The following is a 15,074-nucleotide window of genomic DNA, read 5'->3' as shown; positions in this document are numbered from 1 at the left end:
CGCACCCTCTGTTGGCGCTGCCGTTGTCAGCCGAGCCGCTCAATCGTGCTTTGAAACGGCACCGCCTCCAAGCTGCCACATTTCATAGTTCCCACATTCTGCCGTGATCTCGGCCGCCGCCTGAGCCGCGGAGAAGAAGTCGTCGACCACCGGCGAGGTGTGCGATGCCGCCACCGCGAGGCACACCTGGTCGGACGCCAGATCCGGGACGGGCACGTAACTGATGTCCGGATGTGAGTAGAACACCGTCGCCGAACGGGCCAGGAACGAGATGCCCCGGCCGGCCGCGACATGCTCGAGCGTCTCGTCCACCCCGCGCACCAGATACCCGGCGTTGGGGTGCGGCCGCCTGGTGGGCTGCGTGCTCGTGTCCATATGCCAGACCAGCGGCTCGCCGGCCAGGTCGGCCTCGGTGATCTGCTCCCGGCCGGCCAACCGGTGGCCGACGGGCAGCACCGCCACCCGCGGCTCGGTGTACAGCGGGGCGACGCATAGGCCGGCCTCGTCTATGGGCAGCCGCACATAGCCGACGTCGATGCGGCCGTCGAGCAGCATCGCGGCCTGGTCGTCCCATTCGATCCGCTGCACGTCCACCAGAACGTCTGGGTGCTGGGCGGCGAACAGCTGTACCGCTGGGGCAACCGCGATGCCCGCCCGGAAGCCGACCGTTATCCGCCGGCTGCCCCGCGCGGCCACGGTCACCCGGCGGCGGACCGCGTGCGCGGAGGCCAGCAGCGGGCCGGCGTCGGTCAGCAACTGCCTGCCGGCGTCGGTCAGCACCACGCCGTGGCTATCCCTTGTCAGCAGCGGGGTGCCGAGATCCTGTTCCAGCGCGCGGATCTGCCGACTGAGCACCGGCTGCGCGATGTGCAGCTCATCGGCGGCGCGGCCGAAGTGCAACGTGCCGGCGACGGCGACGAAGTAGCGCAACTTGCGCAGGTCCAGATCCATGGAACCTTCCCGTCCGGCGATGCCTTCAGGGTATCACCACGGCTGAAAGAGGTCTTGGACACTCCACTCAGGCCAATGTCATTCTTAATTAGGCACCCAATGGGGCCGGAGCGAATTCGGCACAAGAATTCGACATCGGGACTTGACAGCAGGACACAAAACCAGAATTAACAATCAGAAAGCAGGCTCACCAATGAGCAGTATCAGCATTATCGGCCTGGGGAACATGGCCGGCGCCCTGGCCAACCGGGCACTCGCCGGCGGCAACGCCGTCGAGATTATCGGCCGCGACTCAGCCAAGGCCAAGGAATTGGCCGCCGCGCTCGGCGGCGCCACTGTCGGGACGGCCGGCGCCGCCCCGGCCGGGGACATCGTTATCCTCGCGGTGCCGTACGCCAGCGCGGCAGCAGTGGTGAGCGAGTACGGGGACGCACTACACGGCAAGGTCATCATCGACATCACCAACCCCGTCTCCTCCGATTTCAAGGGCTTTGTCACCCCCGACGGCAGTTCCGGCGCGCAGGAAATCACCAAGGCCGCCCCCGCCGGCGCGCATGTCGTCAAGGCGTTCAACACCCTGTTCTCCCATGTTCTGGCGGCCGGCCCAGTCGAGGGTCGCCTACTGGACGTGTTCATCGCCGGCGACGACGAGCAGGCAAAGGCACGCGTGTCAGCGTTTATCGAGAGCCTGGGACTGCGTCCGATGGACACCGGGCAGCTGCCAATGGCGCGGGCACTGGAGAACGTCGCCCTTTTGCAGCTGGGCCTCGTCGCCCACTCCGTCAAGCACACCAATTTCTTCCTCAGCGTCAGCATTCTCAGCTGAGCACACCCGCACCACCACTTCTCGCACCACATCATGCCAGTCGATCTACGGCACGAGAAGAACAGCCCCTCCATTTACCCTTACAAGGAAGTAGCATGCGCATTTTCGTCACTGGCGGGACCGGCCATTCCGGTTCGTACATCATCCCCGAGCTCATCGCCGCCGGGCACGAGGTCACCGGCCTGGCCCGGTCGGACACGGCCGCGGCGGCGGTGTCCGCACTCGGCGCGAAGGTGCGTCGCGGCGACCTCGAGGATCTCGACGGGCTCAAGGAGGCGGCCGCGGACTCCGACGGCGTCATCCACGTCGCGCACAGGCAGGATCTGCTTCCGTCCGGCGGGATCGACGCCGTCGCCGCCGCGGAGCTCCCGATCATGCTCGCGTACGGCGAGGCACTCGCGGGAACCGGAAAGCCGCTGGTCGCAGCGGGGAGCATAGGCTCGCCCGGGAACCTGGGCCGGCCGGCCACCGAGGAGGACCCGGCCCTTCCCGGCGGCGATGAGTACAGGGGCACCCTGCGGGTTCGTAACGTCGTGGAAACCGCTGTAGTCGGCCTCGCCGAGCGGGGAGTGCGGTCTTCGGTCGTGCGGATTGCCAACATCGCGCACAGCACGACCGACCGTGCCGGCTTCCTCCCCACGCTGATCGCGCTCGCGAAGGAGAAGGGTTTCGTCGGCTACCCCGGAGACGGCGCGAACCTGTGGAACGCCGTACACGTCCGCGATCTCGCCTCCTTGTTCCGCTTGGCGCTGGAGAAGGGGCCGGCCGGCACATATTGGCACGCGGTAGAGGACGGGGGCATCCCGTTCCGCGAGGTCGCCGAGGCCATTGGCAGCCGTCTGGGCCTGCCGGCCGTGAGCGTTCCCGCGGACGTACTGATGGTGCCGGGATACTTTGGGTTCCTCGCGCACATAGTCACGCAGAACTACCCGGCGTCCAACCTCATCACCCGCCGGACCCTCGGCTGGGAACCGGCTCAGCCCAACCTGCTCGCCGATTTGGACAACGGCCATTACTTCTCCGCCATCTGACGGCAGTTCCGTGTGGGTGGCGTGGCCGTCATCGTCTGGGTCAGCCAGCGCCCGGTCTGGACGTGAACGTCGAGTCCCGCACCACCAGCTCCGGCTGGAGCACGATCCGCCGGTGCTGGTGGGTGGCGGCCTCGTCGCCGGTCTCCTCGATGAGCAGCTCGGCCGCCGTCCGCCCCATCCGGAAGGCCGGCTGGCGCACCGACGTCAGCGGCACCGCGGCCGCCGCCGCGAACTCGATGTCGTCGTACCCCACCAGCGCCACCTCCCCCGGCACCGACACCCCGGCCGCGAAGAGGGCCTGCAGCACTCCGAGCGCCAGCAGGTCGTTGGCGCAGAACACCGCCGTCGGACGTGGTGAGATGCCCAGCAGCCGCGCGCCCGCGTCCCGGCCCGAGGCCACGTCCAGCCGCTCGGCCTCGATGTGCACCATCGTCTCCGCCGCCAGCCCCTCCTCCGCGAACGCGCTGAGCAGCCCGGCGCGCCGGTCCTGGCACTGCGGGAGCAGCATCGGACCGCTGACGTAGACCACGGAGCGGTGTCCCTGGGCGATGAGGTGGCGGCCGGCGAGCGCCCCGCCCTCGATGTCGTCGACCGACACCGAGCAGCCGTCGGCGCTGGGCACCTCGCGGTCCACGAAGACGAACGGGATGTCGTGGCGCCGGAAGCTCTCCAGGTTGGCCCCGGTGACATCGGCCGGGGTGACCAGCACCCCGCGCACCCGGTGCTCGGCGAAGAGTCCGAGGTAGTCGGCCTCCTCCTCGGGGCTCTGTGCGCTGTTGCACACCATCACCCCCAGCCCCGCCTCCCGCGCCGCACGCTCCGCACCGCTCGCCACGTCCACGAAGAACGGGTTCGCCATGTCCAGCACCAGCAACGCGATGATGCGGCTGCGCCCCGCGCGCAGTTGACGCGCGGACTCCTGGCGTACGTAGCCCAAGCGCTCGATCACGCCCTGCACCCGGTCGCGCGTGGCCTCGGCGACCATCTCGGGCCGGTTGATCACGTTCGAGACGGTGCCGACGGACACTCCCGCCTGCCGCGCGACGTCCTTGATCCCCACCATGCGTCCCACGACCCGGAGCCTCCGTCTTCCCGCGACCCACCGCGGTCGCGGGAACATGGTAGTGCTCTGTTCGACCGGTCGGGCAGGACCGGGCCGCGGTCCCACATCGCTCGGCACCGCTCCGGGCCACCGCGGGACCGGTTTCAGCGGGAGCGGACCAGGCTCGACCCGCGCACGACGAGTTCGGGCTGGAGGACGATCCGCTGGTGGCGGTGGTCCGCTGCCCGCTCCCCCGTCTCCTCGATCAGCAGCTCGGCCGCCATCCGCCCCATCCGGAACGCCGGCTGGCGCACCGACGTCAGCGGCACCGCGGCCGCCGCCGCGAACTCGATGTCGTCGTACCCCACCAGCGCCACCTCCCCCGGCACCGACACCCCCGCCCCGTACAGCGATTGCAGCACCCCCAGCGCCAGCAGGTCATTGGCGCAGAACACCGCCGTCGGACGCGGTGACATGCCCAGCAGCCGGGCCCCCGCGTCCCGCCCGGACGTCACGTCCAGCCGCTCCACCTCGACATGGCGCAGCGCGGACTCGCCGAGCCCCTGCTCGCGCAGGGCGCGCAGCGCGCCCTCGCGGCGGTCGCGGCACTGGGCCAGCCGCATCGGCCCGCTCACATAGGCGAGGGTGCGATGGCCGAGGCCCAGCAGGTGGCGGACGGCGAGTTCGCCGCCGGTGACATCGTCGACCGACACCGAACATCCCTCGGCGCTGGGCAGCACCCGGTCGACGAGGACGAACGGGATGGGCTGCCGCCGGAAGGAGGCGAGGTTGCGCCCGGTCATATCGGCCGGGGTCATCAGCACCCCGCGCACCCGCTGTTCGGCGAAGAGCCCGAGGTAGTCGGCCTCCTCCTCGGGGCTCTGCGCGCTGTTGCACACCATCACCCCAAGCCCCGCCTCCCGCGCCGCGCGCTCGGCGCCCCGCGCGACATCCACGAAGAACGGGTTCGCCATGTCCAGCACCAGCAACGCGATGATGCGGCTGTGGCCGGCCCGCAACTGGCGCGCGGACTCCTGGCGTACGTAGCCCAGGCGCTCGATCGTGGACAGCACCCTGGCCCGGGTCTCCTCGGACACCGACTCCGGGCGGTTGATGACGTTGGAGACCGTGCCGACCGAGACCCCGGCCTCGTGCGCCACCTCTTTGATGCCCACCCCGGATGCCATCCGTCAGGCGGGGAGCGTGAAGTCGATGACGCGGAGCGCGGGGCGTGTGGTGCCGCTGGACCTCCGCTCGTACATGAACGACAGGACGGCGATGGCCAGTGGTCTCATGTCCGTTCCTTTCCTGGTGCGCTTGTGGGCGGCGGCGCGGGCTTCTGTTCCCGCCCCGCCCCTTCCCACAGCATCGATAGGCGGCTTGCCCTTGGACCCCGTGCATTCCGGGGGCACCCCGGCCCCCGGGGCCGGCCAGGCCGGAGGCCGGGGCCCGCCCGTCGGTCCGGCAGGAACGGGGTCCCGGACCGGGACCTACTCGAGGTGGAAGACCTCCGTCAGCGGCTTCATCGCCTCGTCCGGCCGCGCGCCGTCGAGCGCTTCGAAGAAGGGCGCCATTTCGGCCTGCCAGCGGGCGTTGACCTCGGTGGCGGCCATCGCGGCCCGGGCGGCCTCGAAGTCCTCGGTCTCCAGATAGCCCACCAACAGCCCGTCCTCGCGCAGGAAGAGCGAGTAGTTGTGCCAGCCGGTCTCCGCGAGCGCCGCCCGCATCTCGGGCCAGACGGCCTCGTGCCGCTCGCGGTACTCCTCGATCCGGTCCTGGCGGACCTTCAGCAGAAAACACACCCGCCGCATCGCCGAACCGCCCTCAGAAGTCGAACTTGTCGATGTTGGCCTTGTCGAAGACGGTGGGCGGGCCAAGGATGATCTCGCCGTTCTTGCCGACCGTGTACTCGCCCAGCTTCCCGGCCTTGAACTTCTCCCCCTCGGCGCCGGTGATCTGCCCGGAGGCGAGCGCTGCCGCGGCGTACGAACCGAGGTAGCCGAGCTTCTTGGGGTCCCAGAGCGAGAACTGCTCGACGGTGCCGTCCTTGACGTACTTGCGCATCTGGTTGGGCGTGCCGAGTCCGTTCAGCACGACCTTGCCCTCGTACGAGGAGCCGCTGATGTAGCGGGCGGCCGCCGCGATGCCGACCGTGGTGGGCGCGATGATGCCCTTGAGCTTGGGATACGCCTTGAGCAGGCCCTGGGTCTCCTGGAAGGACTTCTGGTCGTCGTCGTCCCCGTACACGGTCTTGACCAGCTTCATGTCCTTGTAGGCGGGCTTGCTCAGCTCGTCCTTCATGAAGCGGATCCAGGTGTTCTGGTTGGTGGCGTTCTGGGTGGCGGACAGGATCGCGATCTCGCCCTTGTAGTCGAGCTGTTTGGCGAGGTGCTGGACCTGGCTGCGGCCGATCTCCTCGGAGCCGGCCTGGTTGATGAAGAGCTGACGGCAGGCCGGGGCGGTGTCGGAGTCGTACGCCACCACCTTGATGTCCTTCTTCATGGCCTGCTTGAGCGGGCCGCAGACCGCGTTGGGGTCGTTGGCGGCGATCAGGATGGCATCCTGGCGCTGCTGGACCAGGGTGTTGATGTACGACACCTGGGAGGAGGCGCTGGCGTCGGACGGGCCGACCTCCTTGCCCTTGCCGCCGAACTCCCCGGCGGCCGTGATCCCCGCCTGGTCGATGAGCTTCTCGTACGGGTTGTTGATCTGCTTGGGCAGGAAGGCCAGCTTGAGGCCCTTCTTCAGCGGTGCCCCGGGGTCGGCCTTGGCGTCGGTCTTGGCGGGGCCGCTGTTGTCGTTGTCCTTCTTGGTGGTGCCGCCACAGCCGGCCAGGGCCACGGCCAGGGCACAGACCGCGGCGGCGGTGGCGGCGGCGCGGCGGCGCGCGGGAGAGCTCTTCATGGGGAGACCTTTCGCGGTGCGTGGGTGGATCAGCTTGTCGAGGCGGCGGCGCGCCGGTGACGCCAGGCGCTCACGGTGGTGATCAGGCGGGGGGTGAGGACGGAGGCCACCAGCAGCAGCCCGGTGACGATCACCTGGACCTCGTTGGCCACGTCATTGAGGGTCAGCAGGTTCTTCAGGACGCCGATGAGCAGAACCCCGGCGACGGCGCCGAACAGCGTGCCCTTCCCGCCGTCGAAGTCGACACCGCCCAGCAGGACGGAGGCGATGACGAGCATTTCGAAGCCCTGGCCGTTGTCGGCCCGCGCGCTGCCGTACCGCAGGGTGAACACGACCCCGCGAAGGCCGAGATCAGCCCGCTGACGACGAACAGCAGCAGCTTGACGCGCTTGACGCGGATGCCCGCGAAGTAGGCGGCGTCCTCCTGGGCGCCGATGGCGAACAGCGACCGGCCCAGGCCCGTGGCGTGCAGCACCACGGCCGCGATGACGGCCAGCACGATGAACAGCGCCACCGGATAGGTGAGGAAGGTGCCGGGCACGGTGGTGGTGTCCACGGCCCACTTGGCGTACGTCTCGGGGAAGTCGGTGATGGCGCCCGTGCCGAGCACCACCGAGGCCAGCCCCCGGTAGAGGGCGAGCGTGCCGATGGTGACGGCGAGCGAGGGCAGCCCGACCCGGGTGACCAGCCAGCCGTTGATCAGCCCCCCGACCACCCCGACCAGCAGCACGATCGGCACGATGGTCTCGAACGCCCAGCCCGCGTCCCACAGTTGGCCGGTCAGCGCGCTGCCCAGGCCGAGCATCGAGGCCACCGACAGATCCACCTGCCCGGCCACCACCAGCAGGGTCATCGGCAGCGCCATCAGCGCCACCTCGGCGATGTCGTTGAAGGCGAAGGCGAGGTTGTCGCGGCTCGCGAAGCCGTCCGTGGTGCCCAGTCCGGTGAGGAAGACGGCCACCAGCAGCACCCCGACGGCGGTGTCCCACCTGAGCTTCATCGTGCGCTCCTCTTCCTCAGCGCACGGGTCATGCGCACCCTCACGATCCGGTCCACGCTGATGGCCGCCAGCAGCAGCGCACCCGCGATGGCGTCCTGCCAGAAGGAGTCGACCTTCAGCACGGCCAGGGCGCTGCCGATGGTGGTGAGCAGCAGCGCGCCCAGCGCCGCGCCCCACACCGTGCCGGTGCCGCCGACGATGGCGACGCCACCGACCACCACCGCGCTGACCACGGTCAGCTCCCAGCCGTGGGCGTTGTCGGCGACGACGGTGCCGAAGCGGGCCAGCCACAGCGCGCCCGCGAAGCCCGAGACGGCGCCGGAGAACAGATACGCGCCCAGCACCCGCCGCCGGATCGGCACCCCGGCCAGCCGGGCGGCCTCCGGGCTGGAGCCGATGGCGTACAGCTCACGGCCGCTGCGGTAGGTGCGCAGGACGTACGCGGTCCCGGCGAGCACCGCGAAGGCGATCAGCGGGAGATACGGGATGCCCAGCACGCTGCCGCTGCCGAGGTCCAGCACGGGCTGCGGCACATCGGCCGCGTTGATCTGCTCGCCCTGCGCCCACCAGTAGTCGACGCCCTGGATGATGTAGAGCATCCCGAGGGTCACCACCAGCGCGGGCACCCGTCCGAAGCTCACCAGCGCGCCGCTGACGATGCCGCAGCCCGCGCCGACGAGCAGGCCCAGCAGCAGAACCGTCAGCACCCCGTGGTCGGTGCCGGAGACGAACTTCCCGCAGGCGAAGGCGGACAGGCCCACCACGGAGCCGACCGACAGATCGATATTGCGGGTGATGACCACCACCGACTGCCCGACCGCGAGCAGTACCAGGATCGCGGCGTTGAGCAACAGGTCCTTGATGCCCTGGCCGCCCAGGAAGCGCGGCTCGGCGATCCAGGTGAACAGCACCAGCAGCAGGAGTGCGCCGGCGATGCTGATCTCCCGCGCGCGGAAGACGGCGTCGACGAGCGAACGCGCCGAGCGCGCCGTCTTTGGCGCGGCGGCGGGCTTCCCGGGTTTCTCGACGGTCACGCTCACGTCCGTGTCCTTTCGCCGGTGAGCCCTGTCGCGGCGGCCATCACGGACTCCTCGGTGGCCTCGGCACGCGGGATCTCGGCGACCAGCCGGCCCTCGTGCATCACCAGGACCCGGTCGGCCATGCCCAGCACCTCGGGCAGATCGGAGGAGATCATCAGCACCGCGAGGCCGTCGGCGGCCAGCGACGACAGCAGCCGGTGCACCTCGGCCTTGGTGCCGACGTCGATCCCGCGCGTGGGCTCGTCGACGATGAGCACCGTGGGCTCGGTCGCCAGCCACTTGGCGAGCACGACCTTCTGCTGATTGCCGCCGGAGAGCACCCCGACGTGGTCGGCGAGGCTGCCGTACTTGAGCTGGAGCCGGACCGCCCAGTCGGTCGCCCGGCCGCGCTCCAGCGTCCGTTGCACCAGTCCGGCGCGGCCCAGCCGGTCGAGGCCGGTGAGCCCGATGTTCCGTTCGATGGACATCTCCATCACCAGGCCCCGCTGGCGCCGGTCCTCGGGGACGAGCGCGAGCCCGGCGTCCATGGCGGCGGTCGGCGAACCGGGCCGCAGTACCGTCCCGTCGACCCGCACCTCGCCCGCGTCCGCCCGGTCCACGCCGAAGACGGCCTGGGCGACCTCGGTGCGCCCGGCGCCGACCAGCCCGGCGAGCGCGACGATCTCACCGCGCCGCACCTCGAAGGAGACGTCCCGGAAGACGCCCTCACGGGTCAGCCGCCGCACCGACAGCGCGGTTTCGCCCACCCGGCTGTCCTGCTTGGGGTAGAGCTCGGCCAGGTCCCGGCCGACCATGCGGCGGACCAGATCGTCCTGGGTCAGCCCCGTCAGCGGCTCGGAGGCCACCCACCGGCCGTCCCGCAGGATGGTGACCCGCTGGCACAGCTCGAAGATCTCCTCCAGGCGATGGGAGATGAACAACACGGCGGCGCCCTCGGCGCGCAGCGTCTCGACGACCGAGAAGAGCCGGGCGGTCTCGCTTCCGGTCAGCGCCGCCGTCGGCTCGTCCATGATCAGCACCCGGGCGTCGAAGGAGAGCGCCTTGGCGATCTCGACGATCTGCTGATCGGCGATGGACAGACCCCGGGCGGGCCGGTCCGGGTCGAGCTCGACGCCGAGCCGCGCCATCAGCGCGGCGGTGGAGGTCCGTACGGCCCTGTGGTCGATCCGGCCGAGGGCCCGACGGGGCTGACGGCCCATGAAGATGTTCTCGGCGATGGACAGATCGGGGAAGAGCGTGGGCTCCTGGTAGATGACGGCGATGCCGACGTCGCGCGCATCGGCCGGGCCGTGGAAGACCACCGGCTCGCCGTCCAGCAGCACCCGGCCGGAGTCGGGCCGGTGCACCCCGGCGAGGGCTTTGATCAGCGTCGATTTGCCCGCCCCGTTCTCACCGGCCAGGGCATGGGCCTCACCGGCGAAGAGCTCGAGCGAGACATCGCGAAGGGCCCGTACGGCGCCGAAGGATTTGTTCACCCCCTCGAGGGCGAGGACCGGCACACCGGTCGAAGCAGGCTGGCTCACGGAGTCTCCTGACGCATACCCAGGGCGGGAAATGAAATGTTTCAATGCTGGATTCCGGGAAGCTAGCCCTGCGCTTTGCGGCCGTCAAGGGGGTGTGCACGGGATATGCCCACATCGATCCAGCCCCCTTGACGCGCCCAGAACTCCGGCCCTACGGTCCAGGCGCCTTGGGTTGAATCGTTTTCATTCCATGGCTCATGCCAGTCGTTCCTACCAGCCTCCCTGGAGGAAGACCGTGATCAGCAGACGCCACCTGCTCGCCACCACCGCTGCCACCGGTACGGCCCTCACGGGTCTGCCCGCTCTCACCCCGTCCGCCACCGCCGAGGACCGCCCCGCCGCCGGGCTGCGGGTCCGGAGCACGACGGTGGAGTACGCGCCCCATCCGCTCGGCCTCGACGCCCGCCGCCCCCGGCTGAGCTGGATCCTCGACTCGGACGCCCGCGACCAGTTGCAGAGCGCGTACCACATCCGGGTCGCCACCTCCCCCGACCGGCTCGGCGACCCCGATGTCTGGGACAGCGGCAAGCAGAGCTCACGCCAATCGGTCCTGGTGCCCTACGACGGTCCGGCCCTGCGGCCGCGCACCCGGTACCACTGGTCGGTGCGGGTCTGGGACGATCACGGCCGCCCCTCCCCGTGGTCCGCCCCCGCCTGGTGGGAGACCGGGCTGCTGGGCGACGGGCAGTGGCAGGCGCGCTGGATCACCGCGCCCGCCGCGCTGACCGCGCCCCCGGCCCTGGACGGCGCCTCCTGGATCTGGTTCCCCGAAGGGGATCCGGCCACCGAGGCCCCGGCGGCCACCCGGTGGTTCCGCTCCTCGGTTCGGGCCACGGGCACCGTCCGCCGCGCCCGGCTGGTGGTGGCCGCCGACGACGGCTTCACCGCCTATGTGAACGGCACCGAGGTCGCCGCCCGCGAGGCCCTGGGCGTGCTCAAGGCGTGGAGCCATCCGGCCACCGTCGACGTCACCGAATTCCTGCGGCAGGGCGCCGCCACCCTCGCCCTCTCGGCCACCAACGCCGAGAAGGGCCCGGCGGGGCTGCTGGCCACCCTGGAACTCACCACCGACGACGGCACCACCACCCACCACCACACGGATGCCACGTGGCGCACGACCGACGCGAAACCCCCCGCCGCCTGGCCGGACCCGGACTTCGACGACAGCGGCTGGGCCACCGCCAAGCAGCTGGCCGCCTGGGGCGGCGGGCCCTGGGGCAGGGTGCTCCCCCTCCAGTCCCCCGCCCAGCTGCGCCGCACCTTCCGGCTCACCAAGCCCGTCGCACGTGCCCGGCTCTACTCCACGGCACTGGGCCTCTACGAAGCGCGCCTCAACGGCGTCCGCGTCGGCCGCGACCAACTGGCGCCCGGCTGGACCGACTACCGCAAGCGGGTGGCGTACCAGACCTACGACGTCACCGACGCCCTCCGCCCCGGGGCCAACGCCCTCGGTGTGACCCTCGCCCCGGGCTGGTACGCCGGGAACATCGCCTGGCTCGGCCAGGCCCAGTACGGCGACCACCCCGCCCTGCTCGCCCAGTTGGAGGTCGTGTACGCCGACGGCAGCACCGAGCGCATCACCACCGACCAGCAGTGGCGCGCGGCCACCGGCCCGCTGCTGACGGCCGATGTGCTGATGGGCGAGGAGTACGACGCCCGTAAGGAGACCCCGGGCTGGTCCTCACCGGGCTTCGACGACACCGGCTGGCACCCCGCCGTCACGGCCGCGGACATCACCGCCGAGGTCGTGGCCCAGACGGACGCCCCGACCCGGGTGGAACGCGAGATCAAGCCCGTCGAGGTCACCGAACCCGCCCCCGGCGTCCACCTCTTCGACCTGGGCCAGAACATGGTCGGCAGCGTCCGCCTCACGGTCTCCGGCCCGGCCGGCCGAAAGATCCGGATCCGCCACGCCGAGGTGCTGGGCCCCGACGGCACAGCCTATACGGCCAACCTGCGCACCGCCCGCCCCGTCGACACGTACACCCTCAAGGGCGGCGGCCCCGAGACCTACGAGCCGCGCTTCACCTTCCACGGCTTCCGCTACGTCGAGGTGACGGGCTACCCCGGAAAGCCCTCCCTCGACGCGGTCACCGGGCGGGTCATGCACACCGCCGCCCCGTTCACCCTGTCCTTCCACACCGACTCGGCGATGCTCAACCAGCTGCACTCCAACATCACCTGGGGTCTGCGCGGCAACTTCCTGTCCATCCCCACCGACACCCCGGCGCGGGACGAACGGCTCGGCTGGACCGGCGACATCAATGTGTTCTCCAGCACCGCCGCCTACGCCATGGAGTCCGCCCGCTTCCTCACCAAGTGGCTCCAGGACATGCGCGACGGCCAGACCGACGACGGCTCCTTCCCCAATGTGGCCCCCAACCTCGGCGATGTCGGCGACGGCGTCGCGGGCTGGGGCGACGCCGGGGTGACCGTGCCCTGGAACCTCTACCAGGCGTACGGCGACACCCAGGTGCTGCGCGAGAACTGGCCGGCCATGCGCCGCTGGATCACCTACCTGGAACAGCACAGCACCGGCCTGCTGCGGCCCGCCGAGGGCTACGGCGACTGGCTCAGCGTCGAGGCGGACACCCCCAAGGACGTCATCGCCACCGCCTACTTCGCCCACGCCACCGACCTCGTCGCCCGCACGGCCCACGTCCTTGACGAGGACCCGGCCCCGTACGAAGACCTCCTGGCCCGCATCAAGGCGGCCTTCAACCGCGCCTATGTCTCCCCCGACGGCAGGATCAAGGGCGACACCCAGACCGCGTACGTGCTGGCGCTCTCCATGGACCTGCTCCCCGCCGCCCTCCGCAAGCCCGCCGCCGACCGGCTCGTGGCCCTCATCCAGGAGCGCGACTGGCATCTGTCCACCGGTTTCCTCGGCACCCCCCGGCTGCTCCCGACCCTCACCGAGACCGGTCACACCGATGTCGCCTACCGCCTGCTCCACCAGCGCACCTTCCCCTCCTGGGGGTACCAGATCGACCGGGGCGCGACCACGATGTGGGAGCGCTGGGACTCCATCAAGCCGGACGGAAGCTTCCAGGACGTCGGGATGAACTCGTTCAACCACTACGCCTACGGCTCGGTCGGCGAGTGGATGTACCAGAACATCACCGGGATCGCCCCCGCCGCCCCCGGCTTCCGCGAGATCCTCATCCGGCCCCGCCCCGGCGGCGAGGTCCGCTCCGCCGAGGGCCGCTACGACTCCCTCTACGGCCCGGTCACCACCCGCTGGTCCCAGGGCGAGGACTTCACCCTCACGGTGTCCATCCCCGTCAACACCACCGCACAGGTCTGGGTCCCCGCCCGCCGCGCCTCGGACGTGACCCGTCGCGGCGGCCGCCTGCTGCGGATGGCGGACGGATGCGCGGTGTTCGCCGTGGGCTCGGGGACCCACCACTTCTTGACGCGTGGTGGACCGCGCGGCTAGGTTTCTTGAATCGTTTCATGAAGGAGATTCATGTCTGACGTTCCAGCCGTGAAGGCGGCCCTCAAGAGCCAGGCGGTCGAGACGCCGTCATGGGCGTACGGCAACTCCGGAACCCGGTTCAAGGTCTTCGCCCAGCCCGGTGTCCCGCGCTCCCCCCAGGAGAAGCTGGACGACGCCGCCCAGGTGCACGCCTTCACCGGAGTGGCGCCCACCGTCGCCCTCCACATCCCCTGGGACCGGGTCGAGGACTACGGGGCGCTCGCCAAGTACGCGGAGGAACGCGGCCTGAAACTGGGCGCCATCAACTCCAACGTCTTCCAGGACGACGACTACAAGCTGGGCTCGGTCACCCACCCCGACCCGGCGGTCCGCCGCAAGGCGCTGGACCACCTCCTGGAGTGCGTCGACATCATGGACGCCACGGGCTCCCGTGACCTCAAGCTCTGGTTCTCCGACGGCACCAACTATCCCGGCCAGGACGACATCGCGGCCCGCCAGGACCGCCTCGGCGAGGCCCTGAGCGCCGTCTATGACCGTCTCGGCGACGACCAGCGGATGCTGCTGGAGTACAAGTTCTTCGAGCCCGCCTTCTACACCACGGACGTCCCGGACTGGGGCACCGCCTACGCCCACTGCCTCAAGCTCGGCCCCAAGGCCCAGGTCTGCGTCGACACCGGCCACCACGCCCCCGGCACCAACATCGAGTTCATCGTCGCCCTCCTCCTGCGCGAGAAGAGGCTCGGCGCCTTCGACTTCAACTCCCGCTTCTACGCGGACGACGACCTGATGGTGGGCGCCGCCGACCCCTTCCAGCTCTTCCGGATCATGTACGAGGTGGTCCGGGGTGGCGGGCTGACCTCGGGGGTCGCCTTCATGCTCGACCAGTGCCACAACATCGAGCCCAAGATCCCGGCGATCATCCGCTCCGTCATGAACGTCCAGGAGGCCACGGCCAAGGCCCTCCTGGTCGACGGTGACGCACTGGGCGAGGCCCAGCGCACGGGGGACGTGCTGGGCGCCAATGCGGTGCTGATGGACGCCTACAACACGGACGTACGGCCGCTGCTCGCCGAGGTCCGCGAGGAACTGGGCATCGATGCCGACCCGATGGGCGCGTACCGGGGTTCGGGGTGGGCGGAGCGGATCGTTTCGGAGCGGGTGGGTGGGCAGCAGGCGGGGTGGGGGCGTAGCGCCTGCGCCGGGCCCTTCCCCACCCCGCCCCTTCCCGAATCCGGGGGCAAGCCCCCGGGCCCCCGACCCGCGCCGCCCACGGCCGCCGGCCCCCAATCACGCACCTGCGGGACACGTCTCCCGCCGC

The 15,074-nt window shown here is 70.4% G+C and carries 10 protein-coding genes and 2 pseudogenes; 4 read left to right on the top strand and 8 right to left on the bottom strand.

What is annotated here, in order from left to right; all coding sequences use genetic code 11:
* Nucleotides 1-39 precede the first annotated feature (39 nt).
* Nucleotides 40-951: a LysR family transcriptional regulator gene (locus tag BLV72_RS30935; RefSeq protein ID WP_093466375.1), complete on the bottom strand. Its 912-nt coding sequence runs from the start codon at nt 949-951 to the stop codon at nt 40-42.
* Between the two features lie 193 nt (nt 952-1,144).
* On the opposite strand from BLV72_RS30935, the gene BLV72_RS30930 reads away from it, so the two are divergent.
* Together BLV72_RS30930 and BLV72_RS30925 are read left to right on the top strand one after the other, a co-directional pair.
* Nucleotides 1,145-1,777, top strand: coding sequence for an NADPH-dependent F420 reductase (locus BLV72_RS30930; RefSeq protein ID WP_093466374.1), 633 nt, complete (start codon nt 1,145-1,147; stop codon nt 1,775-1,777).
* A 95-nt stretch (nt 1,778-1,872) separates the two neighbouring features.
* Complete coding sequence (locus BLV72_RS30925) at nt 1,873-2,808, top strand: SDR family oxidoreductase (RefSeq protein WP_093466372.1); 936 nt, start codon at nt 1,873-1,875, stop codon at nt 2,806-2,808.
* A gap of 40 nt (nt 2,809-2,848) precedes the next feature.
* Here BLV72_RS30925 and BLV72_RS30920 read toward each other — a convergent pair whose 3' ends face one another.
* The 7 genes and pseudogenes from BLV72_RS30920 to BLV72_RS30890 form a co-directional block, all read right to left on the bottom strand.
* Complete coding sequence (locus tag BLV72_RS30920; RefSeq protein WP_093466371.1) at nt 2,849-3,871, bottom strand: LacI family DNA-binding transcriptional regulator; 1,023 nt, start codon at nt 3,869-3,871, stop codon at nt 2,849-2,851.
* A gap of 143 nt (nt 3,872-4,014) precedes the next feature.
* Nucleotides 4,015-5,037, bottom strand: a complete 1,023-nt coding sequence (locus BLV72_RS30915) for a LacI family DNA-binding transcriptional regulator (RefSeq protein ID WP_093466369.1) — start codon at nt 5,035-5,037, stop codon at nt 4,015-4,017.
* A 303-nt stretch (nt 5,038-5,340) separates the two neighbouring features.
* A complete protein-coding gene (locus BLV72_RS30910; protein WP_093466368.1) occupies nt 5,341-5,661 on the bottom strand; it encodes an L-rhamnose mutarotase in 321 nt (106 codons plus the stop codon).
* Nucleotides 5,662-5,674: 13 nt separating this feature from the next.
* Nucleotides 5,675-6,754 carry a rhamnose ABC transporter substrate-binding protein gene (gene rhaS, locus BLV72_RS30905; RefSeq protein ID WP_093466366.1) on the bottom strand — a complete coding sequence of 360 codons (1,080 nt, stop codon included), beginning with the start codon at nt 6,752-6,754 and terminating at the stop codon, nt 5,675-5,677.
* A gap of 29 nt (nt 6,755-6,783) precedes the next feature.
* Nucleotides 6,784-7,754, bottom strand: a pseudogene (locus BLV72_RS30900) (ABC transporter permease).
* Nucleotides 7,751-8,794 carry an ABC transporter permease gene (locus BLV72_RS30895; RefSeq protein WP_093466365.1) on the bottom strand — a complete coding sequence of 348 codons (1,044 nt, stop codon included), beginning with the start codon at nt 8,792-8,794 and terminating at the stop codon, nt 7,751-7,753. Before BLV72_RS30895 ends, BLV72_RS30900 begins: the two are co-directional and overlap by 4 nt.
* Nucleotides 8,791-10,317, bottom strand: a complete 1,527-nt coding sequence (locus BLV72_RS30890; protein ID WP_208905781.1) for a sugar ABC transporter ATP-binding protein — start codon at nt 10,315-10,317, stop codon at nt 8,791-8,793. The genes BLV72_RS30895 and BLV72_RS30890 overlap by 4 nt, the downstream gene beginning before the upstream one ends.
* Nucleotides 10,318-10,552: 235 nt before the next feature.
* On the opposite strand from BLV72_RS30890, the gene BLV72_RS30885 reads away from it, so the two are divergent.
* A complete protein-coding gene (locus tag BLV72_RS30885) occupies nt 10,553-13,756 on the top strand; it encodes an alpha-L-rhamnosidase (protein ID WP_093466362.1) in 3,204 nt (1,067 codons plus the stop codon).
* Between the two features lie 30 nt (nt 13,757-13,786).
* Nucleotides 13,787-14,941: pseudogene (gene rhaI, locus BLV72_RS48145) on the top strand (L-rhamnose isomerase); the annotation flags it as partial.
* Nucleotides 14,942-15,074 lie beyond the last annotated feature (133 nt).

This window comes from Streptomyces melanosporofaciens (genome assembly GCF_900105695.1).
GTDB classification, from domain to species: domain Bacteria; phylum Actinomycetota; class Actinomycetes; order Streptomycetales; family Streptomycetaceae; genus Streptomyces; species Streptomyces antimycoticus.
Note: the sequence above shows the minus strand (reverse complement) of the source record. Positions and strands in the feature narration are given on the sequence as shown.

Bases quoted from the DNA above. Each gene is read 5' to 3' on its own strand.
- BLV72_RS30935 (WP_093466375.1), bottom strand. From the start codon at position 951: ATGGATCTGGACCTGCGCAAGTTGCGCTACTTCGTCGCCGTCGCCGGC.
- BLV72_RS30930 (WP_093466374.1), top strand. From the start codon at position 1,145: ATGAGCAGTATCAGCATTATCGGCCTGGGGAACATGGCCGGCGCCCTG.
- BLV72_RS30925 (WP_093466372.1), top strand. From the start codon at position 1,873: ATGCGCATTTTCGTCACTGGCGGGACCGGCCATTCCGGTTCGTACATC.
- BLV72_RS30920 (WP_093466371.1), bottom strand. From the start codon at position 3,871: ATGGTGGGGATCAAGGACGTCGCGCGGCAGGCGGGAGTGTCCGTCGGC.
- BLV72_RS30915 (WP_093466369.1), bottom strand. From the start codon at position 5,037: ATGGCATCCGGGGTGGGCATCAAAGAGGTGGCGCACGAGGCCGGGGTC.
- BLV72_RS30910 (WP_093466368.1), bottom strand. From the start codon at position 5,661: ATGCGGCGGGTGTGTTTTCTGCTGAAGGTCCGCCAGGACCGGATCGAG.
- rhaS (WP_093466366.1), bottom strand. From the start codon at position 6,754: ATGAAGAGCTCTCCCGCGCGCCGCCGCGCCGCCGCCACCGCCGCCGCG.